This is a genomic window from Rhizobium leucaenae USDA 9039, assembly GCF_000426285.1.
Classification (GTDB): Bacteria; Pseudomonadota; Alphaproteobacteria; order Rhizobiales; family Rhizobiaceae; genus Rhizobium; species Rhizobium leucaenae.
The window spans coordinates 1-15,359 of sequence record NZ_AUFB01000012.1 but is presented as its reverse complement, the minus strand read 5'-3'; the positions used below and the strand labels follow the sequence as shown (position 1 = coordinate 15,359).

The following is a 15,359-nucleotide window of genomic DNA, read 5'->3' as shown; positions in this document are numbered from 1 at the left end:
TGCGGCTTTTCCTTTGCTGGGGACCTCATCGTAGAATGCCCAGCAAATGTCGCTGATTGTATTGCTCTCGGGCGACCCTGACGCTAATACCGTCTCCATTGCCGTTCCGGCCCGTTCAGGAGCTCCCACGATGACCAATGCTTCAACCGAACTCTTCTTCAATCGCTCGCTCGCAGATACCGATGCGGAAATCTTTGGTGCGATCGGCAAGGAATTAGGTCGTCAGCGGCATGAGATCGAACTAATTGCCTCGGAAAACATCGTTTCCCGCGCCGTACTGGAAGCGCAGGGTTCGATCATGACGAACAAATATGCCGAGGGCTATCCGGGCAAGCGCTATTATGGAGGCTGCCAGTTCGTTGATATCGCCGAAGAGCTCGCCATTGAGCGCGCCAAGAAGCTGTTCGGCGCCAACTTCGCCAACGTCCAGCCCAACTCCGGTTCGCAAATGAACCAGGCCGTCTTCCTGGCGCTGCTGCAACCGGGCGACACCTTCATGGGCCTGGACCTCAATTCGGGTGGCCACCTGACGCATGGTTCGCCGGTCAACATGTCCGGCAAGTGGTTCAACGTCGTTTCCTACGGCGTGCGTGAAGGTGATAACCTGCTCGACATGGATGAAGTGCAGCGCAAGGCCGAGCAGCACAAGCCGAAGCTGATCATCGCCGGCGGCACCGCCTATTCCCGCATCTGGGATTGGAAGCGCTTCCGCGAGATCGCCGACAGCGTCGGCGCTTACCTGATGGTCGATATGGCCCATATTGCCGGTCTCGTTGCCGGAGGCCAGCATCCGTCGCCGTTCCCGCATTGCCATGTTGCTACGACCACGACCCACAAGTCGCTGCGCGGCCCGCGCGGCGGCATGATCCTCACCAATGACGAGGATCTGGCGAAAAAGTTCAACTCGGCCGTCTTCCCAGGTCTCCAGGGCGGCCCGCTGATGCACGTCATCGCTGCGAAGGCCGTGGCGCTCGGCGAAGCACTGCAGCCGGAGTTCAAGGACTATACGGCGCAGATCGTCAAGAATGCCAAGGCGCTCGCCGAAACGCTGATTTCCGGCGGTGTCGACGTCGTCTCCGGCGGCACCGACAACCACCTGATGCTGGTCGACCTGCGCAAGAAGAACGCTACTGGCAAGCGCGCGGAGGCAGCTCTCGGCCGCGCCTATGTCACCTGCAACAAGAACGGCATCCCCTTCGATCCGGAAAAGCCTTTCGTCACCTCCGGCGTCCGCCTCGGCACGCCGGCCGGCACGACGCGCGGCTTCAAGGAAGCCGAATTCCGCGAGATCGGCAATCTCATCATCGAAGTGCTTGATGGTCTGAAGGTCGCCAATTCCGACGAAGGCAATGCCGCCGTCGAGGCCGCAGTGCGCGAAAAGGTGGTCAACCTCACCGGCCGCTTCCCCATGTACGGCTACATGGGCTAAGGAGAGCGAATGCGCTGCCCTTATTGCGGTTCGGAAGATACCCAGGTCAAGGATTCGCGACCGGCGGAGGACAACACGTCCATCCGCCGGCGGCGTATCTGTCCGGATTGCGGCGGCCGCTTCACGACCTTCGAGCGTGTGCAACTGCGCGAGCTGATGGTCATCAAGAAGACCGGCCGCAAAGTGCCTTTCGACCGAGACAAGTTGGTGCGCTCCTTCGAGATCGCGCTGCGCAAACGTCCTGTCGACCGTGATCGCATCGAACGTGCCGTTTCCGGCATCGTCCGCCGCCTGGAAAGCTCCGGCGAAACGGAAATCAGTTCGGAACAAATCGGCCTTCAGGTGCTCGAAGCTTTGAAGAGCCTCGATGACGTCGCCTTCGTGCGCTATGCTTCCGTCTATCGCGATTTCTCGCATGCGGAGGATTTCGAGCAGGTGATCACCGAGATCAACGCCAAGATCGCCCGCGATCCGCTGGACCCCTGACCATGGCGCTGCGGCCTGAAGACGAGCGTTTCATGGCCGCGGCGATCCGTCTGTCGCGGAGGCATTTGGGGCTAACATCCACCAACCCATCCGTCGGATGCCTGATCGTCAAAGATGGTGCCGTCATCGGCCGCGCCGTGACCGCGCTTGGCGGCAGGCCACATGCCGAGCCGCAGGCTTTGGCCGAGGCCGGCGAAGCGGCGAGGGGAGCCACGGCCTACGTCACGCTTGAACCCTGTTCCCACCACGGCAAGACGCCGCCCTGCGCCGAGGCGCTCATCGCCTACGGTGTCGCCCGTGTCGTCATCAGCGTCACCGATCCCGATCAACGCGTTTCCGGCCGCGGCATTGCGCTGCTGCGGGAAGCCGGGATCGAGGTCGACGCCGGTATTCTCGAAGAGGAAGGCCGGCGCGCGCTGGCCGGCTACCTCATGCGTCAGACAAAAAACCGACCCTATGTGACTCTCAAACTTGCCGTTTCGGCAGACGGAATGATCGGTAAGACAGGCGCAGGGCAGGTGCGTATCACCGGTGATATCGCCCGCGCTCAGGTGCAGGTGCTCAGAGCCGAAAGCGATGCCATTCTCGTCGGGATCGGCACGGCGGTGGCCGACGACCCGGAATTGACCTGCCGTCTCCCCGGGCTGGAAAGCCGTACGCCGCTGCGCATCGTCATCGACGAGCAGCTTCAGCTTCCGCTCGGCAGCAAGCTCGTAAAGACGGCGCCTCAGTATGGTCTCATGATCGTTGCTGGCGATCCGCCGCCCTTTGATGAGAATACCGACAAGGCCTTCATAGGCCGCCGCGCCGCGCTGGATGCCGCCGGCGCCGAAGTGCTGCAATCCAATTCCGGCGAACCGCGGGAACTGCTTGAAGCGCTGGGAACGCGCGGCATCTCCACTTTGCTGGTCGAAGGCGGCGCAAGGACGGCACAGCGTTTCCTCGCCGCCGATCTCGTTGATCGCATCCTTCTGTTTCAGGGGCCGGCTATCATTGGCGAGGGCGGTATTGAATCGCCGATCACGAAGACCAATATCCCACCCAGTTTCAGACATATCCGCGCGAGCCGGTTTGGCGATGATCGCTGCGACGAATTTGAAAGAGGTTTTTGATGTTTACCGGAATTGTCACCGATATCGGCAAGGTCGAATCCGTTTTCCCCCTCAAGGAAGGCATCAAGCTGCGCGTCGCCACCAATTACGATCCGGCAACGATCGATATGGGCGCCTCGATCTCTCATTCCGGAATTTGCCTGACAGTGACAGGCCTGCCTGAAGCCGGCAGCAACGGCCGCTGGTTCGAAGTGGAGGCCTGGGAAGAAGCCCTGCGGCTCACCACCATCGGCACCTGGGAGGCCGGCAGCAATATCAATCTCGAGCGCTCGCTGAAGATCGGCGATGAACTCGGCGGCCACATCGTCTCCGGTCATGTCGACGGCAAGGCGGAGATCCTGTCTGTGACAACGGAAGGCGATGCCACCCGCTTTCGCCTGCGTGCTCCTTCCCATCTTGCCAAATTCGTCGCGCCCAAGGGCTCGATCGCCCTCGACGGCACGTCGCTGACGGTCAACGCCGTCGACGGCGCGGATTTCGACGTACTCCTGATCCGCCACACGCTGGAAGTCACGACCTGGGGCGAACGCAAGGCCGGCGACTTCGTCAATTTCGAAGTCGATACCATGGCTCGCTACGCGGCACGACTGGCGGAATTCCCGATGGCCCGCGAAAGCTGATTCAAAGTATCTCGCAGTCGCTGACGGCTCCGCCGTTAGCGTTCGAACATGACGTTGGGCTTATCCTTGTAAAACACTTCACCGATCCGCCGGAAGCCGACCTTTTCGGCGACGCGCAGCGACGGCCTGTTTTCCGGATCCACGATGCAGGTCATGCGCCGGCCCGGGAATGTGTCGTCGGCCCAGGCGATTGCGGCCTTGACGGCTTCCGTCGCATAGCCTCTGCCCTGCAGCGCTGGCGTGATCCCCCAACCGGATTCCAACGTACCTTCCGTGGTGATCGGGCTCATGTCGCGATGCAGGTCGAGAAAGCCGACTTCGCCGATGAAGCGGCCACTGTGACGTTCTTCGACGGCGAAGAAACCGAAGCCTAGGTGATGCCACATGCCCGCATAGCGCAACAGGCGTATCCAGGCTTGTTCGCGCGTCGACGTCTCGCCGCCAATGTAGCGGACAAGGTCCTCTTGCGACCAGAAGGCCGTATATTCTTCGAAATCCTCCAGCCGATGGGAGCGGAGAATGAGACGTTCGGTCATCAATGTCGGAATTATGGTCATGGCGAGAGCGGCTTCCTTCTTGTCTGCCATTTCTGCATTCATGCGCGTCTGTTTTATGCTCCCGGTTCACCGTCCCAATAATCCACCGCACCGCCTTCGCGCCCGATGAATCTGAAGTGCTGCGGCGCCTCGCCGGCGCGATTGGTTTTCGCCATGAACTTGCCGGAGCCCGGATATTCGACGATCTCTGTTTGGGCTTTGGTCGAAATGACGAGATAGATCAGCACGCCCGGGCCGATATTGACGAGTTGATGAGCGGTTTCATGGCCGCCGGCGGGTGCTCCCAATACATCGCCCTTCGCGACCAACATCCGCTCGTTCCCCAAGCGATATTCGCCTTCGCCCTCAAGAATGACGAAGAGTTCTTCTTCGACGTGATGATTGTGAAATGGACAGCCGGACTTGCCGGGCGGCACTTCATTATAGCTGATGCCGAGATCCTTCAGTCCGAGCAGTGCGCCGAAGGAGACGTCGCTGCCCGCAAAAAAATCTCCCTGCTGCCAATGATCGAGCTGTAGCTCACCAAGGTTGACAGCGTGTCTGGTTTTCTCCGTCATCAGGTTCCTCCCTGCCAGGACGAAATTATTATCGAAGCGAGTGAGCTGGCGGAAGATACAATTTCTGGCACAGATCAATGTTCCTCTAATCGGGATTAGAATCGGCGCAGGCATCCGAAAAACACTTGCCAAGCGCGGCCCGCCGTGGTTTGACCCGCCCTTAATCAAGGTGCTGCCCGCCCTCTCACTTGCAGGTGACGTATGTCCAGCTCTACCAATGCCCACATCCTCATCGTCGAAGCCCGCTTCTACGATGACATGGCCGACGCTCTTCTCGACGGCGCCAAGACTGCGCTCGAAGAAGCAGGCGCGACCTACGACGTCGTCACCGTGCCCGGCGCCCTGGAGATTCCGGCCGCCATCGCAATGGCGCTCGACGGCGCCGACAATGGCGGCACCGAATATGACGGCTATGTCGCCCTCGGCATGGTCATTCGTGGCGAGACTTATCATTTCGACATCGTCTCCAACGAATCTTCGCGTGCGCTGATGGATCTGGCCGTCAGCGAATCTCTGGCGATCGGCAACGGAATCCTGACGGTCGAAAATGACGATCAGGCCTGGGTGCGTGCGCGCCGCTCGGACAAGGACAAGGGCGGTTTCGCCGCCCGCGCAGCGCTGACGATGATCGCGCTGAAACAAAAGTTGGGTGCATAAGTTCATGGGCAATCAGGATAACGAGCGACCGGCAAAGACCGCGAACCAGCGGGGGGCAGCACGCCTTGCCGCCGTTCAGGCGCTCTATCAGATGGATATCGGCGGCACCGGCGTGCTGGAGGTGGTGGCCGAATACGAGGCACACCGTCTCGGGCAGGAGCTGGACGGCGATACCTATTTGAAGGCGGACGCATCCTGGTTCCGCTCCATCGTCTCCGGCGTGGTGCGCGAGCAGACCCGGCTCGATCCGCTGATAGGCTCCGCCCTGCAGGATGATTGGGCACTGTCACGCCTGGACAGCACCGTGCGCGCCATCCTGCGCGCAGGCACCTTCGAGCTTCTCGACCGAAAGGACGTGCCGGTCCCGGTCATCGTCACCGAATATGTCGAGATTGCCCACGCCTTCTTTGAAGAGGATGAGCCGAAGCTCGTCAACGCCGTGCTCGATCGAATCGCCAAGCAGGTTCGCGGCGAAGCCAAGAAATAAGGATCGATGTCAGCGCCGGTGCTTATTCCCGCCGCTTTCGTTTCCTTCGCTCGCGCGTCATTTCAGCCAGCGACATTCTTTTGAACCTCCTTCGGGTGTTTTACCCGCGGGCGGTCTTGACGCGACGTTTTCGCAAACGCAATCTCCCCTTGCACATTTGCCGACCCCCTTGGGAGGAGGGGGCTGGCCGTTGTCGCAGGCGGCCGGAGGGGGAGTGAACCGCCGGCTTTTTTGGAGGGAAAAAGCGAAATGTCGATTCTTTTAGGAGTTATCGCGTGCGGACTGCTCTCGGTGATCTACGCCGTCTGGGCAACCCGGTCGGTGCTATCAGCCGACCAGGGTAACGCACGCATGCAGGAAATCGCAGGCTATATCCGAGAAGGCGCGCAAGCCTATCTGGCGCGTCAATACAGAACCATTGCCATTGTCGGCATCATCGTTTTCATCCTGGCCTGGCTGCTCCTGTCGGGCGAAGCCGCCATCGGTTTCCTGATCGGCGCCATTCTGTCTGGTTCCGCTGGTTTCATCGGCATGCATGTCTCCGTGCGTGCCAATGTCCGCACCGCACAGGCCTCCTCGCATAGCCTGTCGGCCGGTCTCGACATCGCTTTCAAGTCGGGCGCCATCACCGGCATGCTGGTCGCCGGTCTCGCTTTGCTCGGCGTCTCCATCTATTTCTACGTGCTGACCGGTATCCTCGGCCATGAGCCGGGCTCGCGCGACGTGATCGATGCCCTGGTGGCGCTCGGTTTCGGCGCTTCGCTGATTTCGATCTTCGCCCGTCTCGGCGGCGGTATCTTCACCAAGGGCGCTGATGTCGGCGGCGATCTCGTCGGCAAGGTGGAAGCCGGCATTCCGGAAGACGATCCGCGCAATCCCGCGACCATCGCCGATAACGTCGGCGACAACGTCGGCGACTGCGCCGGCATGGCCGCCGACCTCTTCGAAACCTATGCGGTCTCCGTCGTGGCGACCATGGTTCTTGCGGCGATCTTTTTCGCCGGCACGCCGGTCCTCGCCTCGGCCATGATCTATCCGCTGGCTGTCTGCGGCACCTGCATCATCACCTCCATCATCGGCACTTTCTTCGTCAAGCTTGGCGCAAACGGCTCGATCATGGGCGCACTCTATAAAGGCTTGATTGCCACGGGCATCCTGTCGATCATCGGTCTCGCGGTCGCCACATCGCTGACCGTCGGCTGGGGTTCGATCGGCGCCACGGCAGGCTACGATGTCACCGGCACGAGGCTTTTCACCTGCGGTATAGTTGGTCTGATCGTCACGGCGCTGATCGTCGTTATCACTGAATATTATACCGGCACCAACAAACGCCCCGTCAATTCCATCGCCCAGGCCTCGGTCACCGGCCATGGCACCAACGTCATCCAGGGCTTGGCCGTTTCACTCGAATCGACGGCGCTCCCGGCAATCGTCATCGTCGGCGGCATTCTTGCCACCTATCAGCTCGGTGGCCTGTTCGGCATCGGAATTGCGGTCACCGCCATGCTCGGCCTCGCCGGTATGATCGTTGCCCTCGACGCCTTCGGTCCGGTTACCGACAATGCTGGCGGCATCGCCGAAATGTCGCATCTTCCGCCGGAAGTACGCAAATCGACCGACGCGCTGGATGCGGTCGGCAACACCACCAAGGCGGTGACGAAAGGCTATGCCATCGGCTCGGCCGGCCTCGGCGCACTGGTGCTCTTCGCCGCCTATTCGAACGATCTGAAATATTTCGCAGCCCATGGCGATCTGTTCCCTTATTTCAAAGATGTGGGCGCGATTTCGTTCGACCTCTCCAACCCCTATGTCGTCGCCGGCCTATTGTTCGGCGGCCTGATTCCCTATCTTTTCGGCGGCATCGCCATGACGGCCGTCGGCCGTGCAGCCGGCGCGATCGTCGAAGAGGTGCGCAAGCAGTTCCGCGAAAAGCCGGGTATCATGAAGGGCACCGAGCGTCCCGATTACGGCCGGGCCGTCGACCTTCTGACCAAGGCCGCCATTCGCGAGATGATCATTCCGTCGCTGCTGCCGGTGCTGGCGCCGATCGTCGTCTATTTCGGCGTGCTGCTGATCTCGGGCTCGAAAGCTTCGGCCTTCGCAGCGCTCGGCGCCTCCCTGCTGGGCGTCATCATCAACGGCCTGTTCGTCGCCATTTCCATGACGTCGGGTGGCGGTGCCTGGGACAATGCTAAGAAGAGCTTCGAAGACGGTTTTGTCGACAAGGACGGCGTGCGTCACCTGAAGGGCTCTGAGGCCCATAAAGCTTCCGTCACCGGCGATACTGTCGGCGATCCCTACAAGGACACGGCGGGTCCCGCCGTCAATCCGGCGATCAAGATCACCAATATCGTCGCGCTGCTGCTGCTTGCCATTCTCGCCGGATAAGGGCGAGGGCCATACCACTGAAAAACCCGCGAAGCCTGCGCTTCGCGGGTTTTTTGATGTGATCTCGCCAGCTTATTGGCCGGCGTTGAGGTTGTTGAGGAAGTTCTTCGCGCCGTTGATGCCGTTGCCGCCACCCTGCAGGATCTGTTGCAGGAAGGTCATGTCGCGGCCGCCGGTCGGCGTCGTACGGCTGATCATGTCAAAGACCCGGCCGTCCTTCAGCGTGTAGTTGGCTTCCTGCTTCACCACACCGTCCTTGTCGAAATAGATCGCCAGGATATTCTGGTCGACCAGCTTCGGCTTCATGAAGGCCGCGGCGCGCGTGCGCTTCTGGGAGATGTAGTAGAAGACTTCGCCATCGAAGGTCGCCGTCGTCGACGGCGTGCCGAGCGAAAGCAGCACCTGCTCGCGGCTCGAGCCGACAGGCACGAGATTGAGCGATTGCTGGTCGAAGATGTAGCCGTTGTTCATGACCTCGCTGGTCTGGCAGCCCGCGAGCCCCGCGGTGGCAATCACCAGAGCGATAGCGGCACTGCTGATGAAAGTCCTGTCAGACTTGAAATACCGTCTCGTCAACGACATCTCATCTCCCCTAATGAATCAAACCGATGGCCCAACGGCCGATGTGACCTTGCTGTGCACATCATTGTGGCCATTCCGCGATTGCGGAAGACACAGCGATGTTGTTCGGCACTCTTCATAACCAATCATGCACGGGAGTGACGACGGCTTGGGGCGGGACCTTTGAAGCGGGCACAAACGGCATTGCAATTCGCGCCTGCTTCGGTAAACCAGCTTTCAAGTGGATGCAACAAGGCCGAGCGCAACGGGGCGCTCTGAATGAGCCAATTCCGGGAATTTTCATGATTTTTGGGCTCTTCCGCAAAAGAAATCACAACCAGATCATCGTCGTCAGGCAATATGCCATCCTGACCGCGATGGCGCGCCAGCCGGTTTTCTATACGGACTATGAGGTGCCGGATACGGTTATGGGCCGTTTCGAGCTGCTGTCGGCGGTGATGATCCTGTTTTTCCGCCGTACGCGTTCGTCGGAAACCAGCGGCCAGGAGCTTGCCCAGGAAATCGTCGATGCCTTTTTCGAGGATATCGATTATTCCATCCGCGAACTCGGAATCGGCGACAACAGCGTACCGAAGCGGATGAAGAAACTGGCCGGCATGTTTTACGGGCGGCTAGAAAGCTACGCCGCCGCGATGGATGGGAACGACCGCGGCGCACTGGCCGCTGCCCTCAGGCGCAATATCTATCCCAAGGCAGGCGAGGAAGCCCCATCGATGATTGGCCTGGCGGATTGGATGATGACGGCCGAGGCGCATCTGTCAGGGGTCGCCGAATCCGAGATCGCCACCGGCTCCGCAACCCTCCCGCAGCCGCCACGCAAGGCCATCGGCGAAGACGCACCCTAGGAGACAAAAATGAAAAGACCCAACTCCGACGAAACACCCTTTTCCTATCTCGTGAAGGTCGGTCATATCTCCGCCAACCCGGTGGATGTGCACCTCGAAGCCGATAAGAGGGAGCTCGTCGGCCTAGCTGCGCTTTGGGACGTACTTTCGGTCGAGAAGCTCTCGGCGGAACTGAAGATTTCCCGTTGGAAGCGCGATGGCGTCCGCATCAAGGGCAATGTCCGCGCGAAGATCGTTCAGGCTTGCGTGGTCACCTTGGAGCCGGTCGAATCGGAGATCGACGAGGACTTCGAACATATCTTCATTCCGGAGGATTCGAAGCTGGCGCGGGCGCCGGCGATGGATGCCGGCGAAATGGTGCTCGACCCCGACGGTCCGGATCTTCCGGAAACTTTCACGGGCGATACGATCGACGCTGGTGCCGTCGTCACCGAATTTGCTGCCCTTGCCATCGATCCCTATCCGCGCAAGCCCGGTATCGAGTTCGAAGGCCACATCGAGGACAGTGGCGAAGATGACAAGAAACCGTCGCCTTTCGCTGTCCTGAAAGACTGGAAAAAGGAATAGACCCCTCTGGCAATTGAACACAATTCAGTTGTAACGCGGGGAGAAACCGGTATTTTGACGCCAAATTCGCCGGGCTCGGCGGACAAAAAGGACTAGGGACGCGTGATCAGAATTTCTCTTGACCTAATGGGTGGCGACTTCGGCCCTGAGGTTGTCATTCCTGGCGCGGCCAAGGCGCTGGATAGGCATCCTGACATTACGTTCATTATGTACGGCATGAAGGATCGTTGCGAAGCGATCCTCGGCAAATATCCGAAACTTCGGGAAAAATCCGTCTTTCACGAATGCGATGTCGCCATCAGCATGGACGAAAAGCCGAGCCAGGCCCTGCGCCGCGGCCGCTATATATCCAGCATGTGGCGCTCGATCGAGGCGGTGAAGGTTGGTGACGCCGATGTCGTCGTTTCCGCCGGCAATACCGGCGCGCTGATGGCCATGGCAAAATTCTGCCTGCGCACCATGGCCAACATCGAACGTCCGGCGATCGCCGCGATCTGGCCGACGCTGCGCGGCGAAAGCATCGTGCTCGATGTGGGGGCGACCATCGGCGCCGATTCGCAGCAATTGCTCGATTTCGCCTTGATGGGCGGTGCCATGGCGCGCGCGCTCTTCGAGATCGAACGACCGACTATTGGCCTCCTGAATGTCGGTGTCGAAGAAATCAAGGGCCAGGAAGATGTCAAGGAAGCCGGCCGCCTGATCCGCGAAGCCAATCTCGAATCGCTCGAATATTTCGGCTTCGTCGAGGGCGACGATATCGGCAAGGGCACGGTCGATGTGGTGGTGACGGAGGGCTTTTCCGGCAATATCGCATTGAAGGCGGCCGAGGGTACGGCAAAGCAGATAGGCGCTTATCTGCGCGCCGCCATGACGCGCACGCTGCTCGCCCGCATCGGCTATGTCTTCGCCAAGGGCGCCTTCGACCTTTTGCGCGAGAAGCTCGATCCGAGCAAGGTCAATGGCGGCGTCTTCCTCGGCCTCAACGGCATCGTCATCAAGAGCCATGGCGGCGCCAATGTCGAGGCTTTCGCAGCCGCCATCGATGTCGGCTATGACATGGCCAAGAATGGCCTCACCCAAAAAATCGAAAACGATCTGAAAAAATATCATGCCAAACGGCAGCCGCCGATCGGACCGGAAGCGGCATGAGCGACGGGGTATAACAAGAATGATCCGTTCAATTGTTCGCGGATTTGGATCGGCGCTCCCCAAGCGCGTCATGACCAATCGCGATATGGAGCAAGTCGTCGACACGAGCGACGATTGGATTATCCAGCGCACGGGCATCCGCCAGCGCTATATCGCCGGCGAAGGCGAAACCACCGCCTCGCTCGGCGAGCAGGCAGCGCGGGCAGCACTTGCCAATGGCGGTCTGACGGCTGACGATATCGACCTGATCATCGTCGCCACCTCGACGCCGGATAATACCTTTCCCGCCACCGCCGTGAACATCCAGAACCGTCTCGGCATGCATCATGGCTTCGCCTTCGATGTCCAGGCTGTCTGTTCAGGCTTCGTCTATGCGGTGACCACCGCCGACGCCTACATTCGAGGCGGCATCGCCAAGCGCGTGCTCGTCATCGGCGCGGAAACATTTTCGCGCATTCTCGATTGGACGGACCGCACGACCTGCGTCCTCTTCGGCGATGGCGCCGGTGCGCTCATCCTCGAAGCAGGCGAGGGGACCGGCGCCAGCACCGATCGCGGCGTGCTGACGGCGAGCCTGCGGTCCGACGGCGCACACAAGGACAAACTTTATGTCGATGGCGGCCCTTCCTCGACGGGAACGGTCGGCGTGCTGCACATGGCCGGCCGGGAAGTGTTCAAACATGCCGTCGGTATGATCACCGACGTCATCCAGGCGACCTTCGAAGCAGCACGCGTGACTGCGGACGATCTCGACTGGCTGGTGCCGCATCAAGCGAACCGCCGCATCATCGACGGCTCGGCCAAAAAGCTCGGAATTGCTCCCGAGAAGGTTGTGGTTACCGTGGACCTCCATGGCAATACTTCAGCGGCGTCGATCCCGCTCGCGCTTGCCGTAGCGGCAGGCGACGGCCGGATCAAGAAGGGCGATCTTGTGATGTTGGAAGCCATGGGCGGCGGTTTTACCTGGGGCGCCGTCCTGCTGCGCTGGTAGGCCGCGTCTCTAAAATCCGATTCCTAACAAGAGCTTGACCGTTTGGTGCAAGGGCAATAGTCTCTTGCAGCTTAGATAAAATTACGTAGCAATATGGGCGGGGAACTATGACTGGCAAGACAGTGACGCGCGCGGACTTGGCGGAGTCGGTATTCCGGAAAGTCGGCCTCTCCCGGACTGAGTCAGCGGAACTGGTTGAGACGGTGATCGACGAAATTTGCAACGCCATCGTGCGTGGCGAAACTGTAAAACTCTCCTCCTTTGCGACGTTTCAGGTGCGCGACAAGAATGAGCGCATCGGTCGAAATCCGAAGACCGGCGAAGAAGTGCCCATCTCTCCGCGCCGCGTCATGACTTTCAAGGCGTCCAACGTTCTCAAGACGCGTATCCTGAAGGCCCATGCCAGCCGCAAGGCGAAGGCCCGGCCGGCAAATCCCGTTTCCTGATCCACTAAAACAGACATTGGTGGCGCCGGCGGTATGTGCGCCGGCACGCCGTTTTCCACGCCATTCGCGGTTATTTTTCGGCTTGCTTGTGAAAGAGCTGAAGAGGCGACTTGAATTTCTCCCGGCAAACCGTTGAAATATGATGAGTCGTACCGCGATGAGCTGCGGTGCGGATATGCGGTTTCGCATGATCTGGCCTGATAGCGCCGGAGTCATGCTGTGGGAGTATGACGATGGACAAGAGCCCGGATGCATTTCGCACGATCAGCGAAGTCGCGGAAGACCTTGATCTGCCGCAGCATGTCCTGCGTTTCTGGGAGACCCGTTTCCCGCAGATCAAGCCGATGAAGCGCGGCGGCGGGCGGCGCTACTATCGCCCTGAAGACGTCGATCTGCTGAACGGTATCCGCCATCTGCTCTATGATCATGGCTATACGATCAAGGGCGTTCAGAAGCTTCTGAAAACCAATGGCAACAAATTCGTCGTCGCCGTCGGTCATGGCGATCTCGCGAGCGTAGAGGCGTTGGCCACCGCACAGGAGCCGCCCGTGGCCGAGCCACGCGTCGGCTCTCCCGACGACGACCAGATCGTCGGCCGTCCCAAGGCGCCGATCAGCCGTCGCTTCTTCAACTTTGTCAGCGGTGAAGACGATGCTCCCGATGTTTCCATCGGGAAATCGAGCGTCGGCAAGGAAGATCGGGCGCTGCTGCAGGAAACGCTTTACGACCTGCTGGAATGCAAGCGACTGCTCGATCAGGTGCGTTAAGATAGGGGCCGCCTCAGAAAACCGATAGTCTGCCTCGCCGGCTCAATTGCACCTGCGAGGAACAATGGGGTTCGCCTGACTCGGCGCAACGATCGATTTGCCATCGGCGGAGCGGGGTAGTGTCCAGCACGCGTTCGGGTCTTTTTCCTCTGCGTCGCTCGCGTCCCGATCACCGACAATGGTGTTGCGATAATTGCCAGGGTCGTCCGCGCCCGGACTGTCGCCCCAACCGCCGCGATCACTGCCGTGATCGTTAGACGCCGCCATAGCCGCCGTGGTCATGCCGACGGTGAGAAGAAATATGCTTATCGCTTTGAAAAACATTGGCTTTTCTCGCTGATCTAGTCATCTGCTACCATTGCGGTTACCGCAGATATGGTAATATCCAACCGGCGGATTGTATTTATTTATTGTCGTCATTCAATATAGCTGAAATACGCCCTTCAGAAGCGGAGCAGCTTTCAGGTGCCATTTTCGAGTAATTGCCAAGAATATGAGCAAATGTAAGCGTTATTTCTTCGCATATGAAGTTCGAGATAATGCGCCGATTGGTTTGCTTTGCTTATTTGAATCTGCAGCTCGCCTATACCTTCTCGAAGATTTTCGAGGCCACGGACCAACGTAAAGTTCAACCCGGTCAAGAACCTGCTCATCGAGCCGGAATTGACCTATATGCATTGTGATTTCATCAACGATGATACCGTCGCCATCCTCCGTTTCGAGCGAAACTTCTAAGCGGAAGCGATTTTCGACGGAAAGCTGACTTCGGAAACGGCCGCCGCTGTAAGCCGGCATAGCCGTAAACGCCGAGAATGGGGACCGGTTTGGCCTCCAAGCCGGAGCCTTTATTTTTGGGCGTCGGCCAATTCATCAGCCTTCGCGCTTCCGCGAACCGATAATACTATCTGATTAACCAGTTAGTATAAGAAGGCTTGTGTTCGCTTACTTCTGGCTGTAGTGCGCTGTGTCGGGACTACACTTGAAATTGCCGGAGAGGAATATGCGCATACGTGCTGCCATGGCGATCAGTCTTTTCGCCATATCGACCATTTTGTCTAGCTGCCAGACGCCGGAGCAATCCGCCACCAGTGCTGAAATGACCTGTCAGGCCCAGGGGCTGCGCCCGGGCACGCAGCGTTACGGCCGTTGCGTCGGCACCACCTATCAGGCCAATCGCGCCCAGGCGCAGCAGGCCGAGAATCAGGCCGCCGCAGGTATTGCCGCGGGCATCATCGGCGGCGTCCTCGTCGGCGCTGCGGTCAGCGACAATCATTACCATCATGGCTATTACGGCCGTCCCTATTATCGCCGCTGCTATCGCTGCTGGTAAGCCGGCAATCATTTCGCCGAAAACGAAAAACTCCGCCAGCGCTGCGCCGGCGGAGTTTTTTAGAGCATTTCATGTTTTGTTTGAAGCGTATCCGGCATTGACAAGATAGTTGGTGCACTCGTCTGGATCGATTGTCTGGACGAGTGAGCCGAGATATCGCCAGGTGTCGTCGACGGTGCGCTTTTGCGCTTTTCGCATCCAATGCTTGATCTTGGCGAAGGCCTGCTCGATTGGATTGAGGTCAGGTGAATAAGGCGGCAGAAACCAGAGCCTTGCACCGGCGGCCTTGATCAACTGGCGTATCTGCGCGGATTTGTGGCTACCCAGATTGTCCATGATGACGATGTCGCCTGGTCGCAGCGTCGGGACGAGTTGTTGCTCGACATAGG

Annotated in this window: 19 protein-coding genes and 1 pseudogene; 15 read left to right on the top strand and 5 right to left on the bottom strand. The window is 59.5% G+C overall.

Annotated features, from left to right (window positions below):
* Nucleotides 1–130 precede the first annotated feature (130 nt).
* Genes glyA through K290_RS0118435 form a run of 4 tightly spaced genes read left to right on the top strand, consistent with a single transcriptional unit; the run spans nt 131 to nt 3,647 of the window.
* The gene (gene glyA / locus K290_RS0118450) at nt 131–1,429 is read left to right on the top strand and encodes a serine hydroxymethyltransferase (RefSeq protein ID WP_028753313.1); all 1,299 of its coding nucleotides are present in this window, start codon (nt 131–133) and stop codon (nt 1,427–1,429) included.
* A 9-nt stretch (nt 1,430–1,438) separates the two neighbouring features.
* On the top strand, nt 1,439–1,915 hold the full coding sequence (nrdR, locus tag K290_RS0118445; protein WP_028753312.1) for a transcriptional regulator NrdR: 477 nt from the start codon (nt 1,439–1,441) through the stop codon (nt 1,913–1,915).
* A 2-nt stretch (nt 1,916–1,917) separates the two neighbouring features.
* On the top strand, nt 1,918–3,027 hold the full coding sequence (gene ribD, locus K290_RS0118440) for a bifunctional diaminohydroxyphosphoribosylaminopyrimidine deaminase/5-amino-6-(5-phosphoribosylamino)uracil reductase RibD (protein WP_028753311.1): 1,110 nt from the start codon (nt 1,918–1,920) through the stop codon (nt 3,025–3,027).
* Entirely contained in the window at nt 3,027–3,647 is a 621-nt protein-coding gene (locus K290_RS0118435) for a riboflavin synthase (protein ID WP_028753310.1), read from the top strand. The genes ribD and K290_RS0118435 overlap by 1 nt, the downstream gene beginning before the upstream one ends.
* A 35-nt stretch (nt 3,648–3,682) precedes the next feature.
* Here the strand turns inward: K290_RS0118435 and K290_RS0118430 are convergent, their stop codons facing one another.
* Nucleotides 3,683–4,204: a GNAT family N-acetyltransferase gene (locus K290_RS0118430; protein ID WP_081670356.1), complete on the bottom strand. Its 522-nt coding sequence runs from the start codon at nt 4,202–4,204 to the stop codon at nt 3,683–3,685.
* Between the two features lie 53 nt (nt 4,205–4,257).
* Entirely contained in the window at nt 4,258–4,761 is a 504-nt protein-coding gene (locus K290_RS0118425; RefSeq protein ID WP_028753308.1) for a cupin domain-containing protein, read from the bottom strand.
* A gap of 201 nt (nt 4,762–4,962) precedes the next feature.
* Between K290_RS0118425 and K290_RS0118420 the strand changes: the two genes are divergently transcribed.
* From K290_RS0118420 to K290_RS0118410, 3 genes are all read left to right on the top strand, one after another.
* Nucleotides 4,963–5,418: a 6,7-dimethyl-8-ribityllumazine synthase gene (locus tag K290_RS0118420; protein WP_028753307.1), complete on the top strand. Its 456-nt coding sequence runs from the start codon at nt 4,963–4,965 to the stop codon at nt 5,416–5,418.
* A 4-nt stretch (nt 5,419–5,422) separates the two neighbouring features.
* Entirely contained in the window at nt 5,423–5,905 is a 483-nt protein-coding gene (gene nusB / locus K290_RS0118415) for a transcription antitermination factor NusB (protein ID WP_028753306.1), read from the top strand.
* A 249-nt stretch (nt 5,906–6,154) separates the two neighbouring features.
* Nucleotides 6,155–8,293, top strand: coding sequence for a sodium-translocating pyrophosphatase (locus K290_RS0118410; RefSeq protein ID WP_028753305.1), 2,139 nt, complete (start codon nt 6,155–6,157; stop codon nt 8,291–8,293).
* 72 nt (nt 8,294–8,365) lie between these two features.
* Here K290_RS0118410 and K290_RS0118405 read toward each other — a convergent pair whose 3' ends face one another.
* On the bottom strand, nt 8,366–8,875 hold the full coding sequence (locus K290_RS0118405; protein WP_028753304.1) for an outer membrane protein assembly factor BamE: 510 nt from the start codon (nt 8,873–8,875) through the stop codon (nt 8,366–8,368).
* 224 nt (nt 8,876–9,099) lie between these two features.
* Between K290_RS0118405 and K290_RS0118400 the strand changes: the two genes are divergently transcribed.
* From K290_RS0118400 to K290_RS0118375, 6 genes are all read left to right on the top strand, one after another.
* Nucleotides 9,100–9,720, top strand: a complete 621-nt coding sequence (locus K290_RS0118400) for a ubiquinol-cytochrome C chaperone family protein (protein WP_172831041.1) — start codon at nt 9,100–9,102, stop codon at nt 9,718–9,720.
* A gap of 9 nt (nt 9,721–9,729) precedes the next feature.
* A complete protein-coding gene (locus K290_RS0118395; protein ID WP_028753302.1) occupies nt 9,730–10,287 on the top strand; it encodes a YceD family protein in 558 nt (185 codons plus the stop codon).
* Nucleotides 10,288–10,389: 102 nt separating this feature from the next.
* Nucleotides 10,390–11,436: a phosphate acyltransferase PlsX gene (gene plsX, locus K290_RS0118390; protein WP_028753301.1), complete on the top strand. Its 1,047-nt coding sequence runs from the start codon at nt 10,390–10,392 to the stop codon at nt 11,434–11,436.
* A 19-nt stretch (nt 11,437–11,455) separates the two neighbouring features.
* Nucleotides 11,456–12,427, top strand: a complete 972-nt coding sequence (locus tag K290_RS0118385) for a beta-ketoacyl-ACP synthase III (protein WP_028753300.1) — start codon at nt 11,456–11,458, stop codon at nt 12,425–12,427.
* A gap of 107 nt (nt 12,428–12,534) precedes the next feature.
* Complete coding sequence (locus K290_RS0118380; protein ID WP_028753299.1) at nt 12,535–12,873, top strand: integration host factor subunit alpha; 339 nt, start codon at nt 12,535–12,537, stop codon at nt 12,871–12,873.
* A gap of 227 nt (nt 12,874–13,100) precedes the next feature.
* Nucleotides 13,101–13,640: a MerR family transcriptional regulator gene (locus tag K290_RS0118375; RefSeq protein WP_037135720.1), complete on the top strand. Its 540-nt coding sequence runs from the start codon at nt 13,101–13,103 to the stop codon at nt 13,638–13,640.
* Between the two features lie 42 nt (nt 13,641–13,682).
* On the opposite strand, the gene K290_RS0118370 is transcribed toward K290_RS0118375, so the two are convergent.
* The gene (locus K290_RS0118370; protein WP_028753297.1) at nt 13,683–13,964 is read right to left on the bottom strand and encodes a hypothetical protein; all 282 of its coding nucleotides are present in this window, start codon (nt 13,962–13,964) and stop codon (nt 13,683–13,685) included.
* A gap of 245 nt (nt 13,965–14,209) precedes the next feature.
* On the opposite strand from K290_RS0118370, the pseudogene K290_RS38390 reads away from it, so the two are divergent.
* Nucleotides 14,210–14,375, top strand: a pseudogene (locus tag K290_RS38390) (porin); the annotation flags it as partial.
* A 265-nt stretch (nt 14,376–14,640) separates the two neighbouring features.
* The gene (locus tag K290_RS0118365; RefSeq protein ID WP_028753296.1) at nt 14,641–14,970 is read left to right on the top strand and encodes a hypothetical protein; all 330 of its coding nucleotides are present in this window, start codon (nt 14,641–14,643) and stop codon (nt 14,968–14,970) included.
* 69 nt (nt 14,971–15,039) lie between these two features.
* Here K290_RS0118365 and K290_RS0118360 read toward each other — a convergent pair.
* Nucleotides 15,040–15,359, bottom strand: a 320-nt coding sequence (locus tag K290_RS0118360; protein ID WP_028753295.1) for a transposase, incomplete at its 5' end; no start/stop codon positions are given.

Coding starts and splice junctions, on each gene's coding strand:
- glyA (WP_028753313.1), top strand. CDS start 131: ATGACCAATGCTTCAACCGAACTCTTCTTCAATCGCTCGCTCGCAGAT.
- nrdR (WP_028753312.1), top strand. CDS start 1,439: ATGCGCTGCCCTTATTGCGGTTCGGAAGATACCCAGGTCAAGGATTCG.
- ribD (WP_028753311.1), top strand. CDS start 1,918: ATGGCGCTGCGGCCTGAAGACGAGCGTTTCATGGCCGCGGCGATCCGT.
- K290_RS0118435 (WP_028753310.1), top strand. CDS start 3,027: ATGTTTACCGGAATTGTCACCGATATCGGCAAGGTCGAATCCGTTTTC.
- K290_RS0118430 (WP_081670356.1), bottom strand. CDS start 4,204: ATGACCATAATTCCGACATTGATGACCGAACGTCTCATTCTCCGCTCC.
- K290_RS0118425 (WP_028753308.1), bottom strand. CDS start 4,761: ATGACGGAGAAAACCAGACACGCTGTCAACCTTGGTGAGCTACAGCTC.
- K290_RS0118420 (WP_028753307.1), top strand. CDS start 4,963: ATGTCCAGCTCTACCAATGCCCACATCCTCATCGTCGAAGCCCGCTTC.
- nusB (WP_028753306.1), top strand. CDS start 5,423: ATGGGCAATCAGGATAACGAGCGACCGGCAAAGACCGCGAACCAGCGG.
- K290_RS0118410 (WP_028753305.1), top strand. CDS start 6,155: ATGTCGATTCTTTTAGGAGTTATCGCGTGCGGACTGCTCTCGGTGATC.
- K290_RS0118405 (WP_028753304.1), bottom strand. CDS start 8,875: ATGTCGTTGACGAGACGGTATTTCAAGTCTGACAGGACTTTCATCAGC.
- K290_RS0118400 (WP_172831041.1), top strand. CDS start 9,100: ATGCAACAAGGCCGAGCGCAACGGGGCGCTCTGAATGAGCCAATTCCG.
- K290_RS0118395 (WP_028753302.1), top strand. CDS start 9,730: ATGAAAAGACCCAACTCCGACGAAACACCCTTTTCCTATCTCGTGAAG.
- K290_RS0118385 (WP_028753300.1), top strand. CDS start 11,456: ATGATCCGTTCAATTGTTCGCGGATTTGGATCGGCGCTCCCCAAGCGC.
- K290_RS0118380 (WP_028753299.1), top strand. CDS start 12,535: ATGACTGGCAAGACAGTGACGCGCGCGGACTTGGCGGAGTCGGTATTC.
- K290_RS0118375 (WP_037135720.1), top strand. CDS start 13,101: ATGACGATGGACAAGAGCCCGGATGCATTTCGCACGATCAGCGAAGTC.
- K290_RS0118370 (WP_028753297.1), bottom strand. CDS start 13,964: ATGTTTTTCAAAGCGATAAGCATATTTCTTCTCACCGTCGGCATGACC.
- K290_RS0118365 (WP_028753296.1), top strand. CDS start 14,641: ATGCGCATACGTGCTGCCATGGCGATCAGTCTTTTCGCCATATCGACC.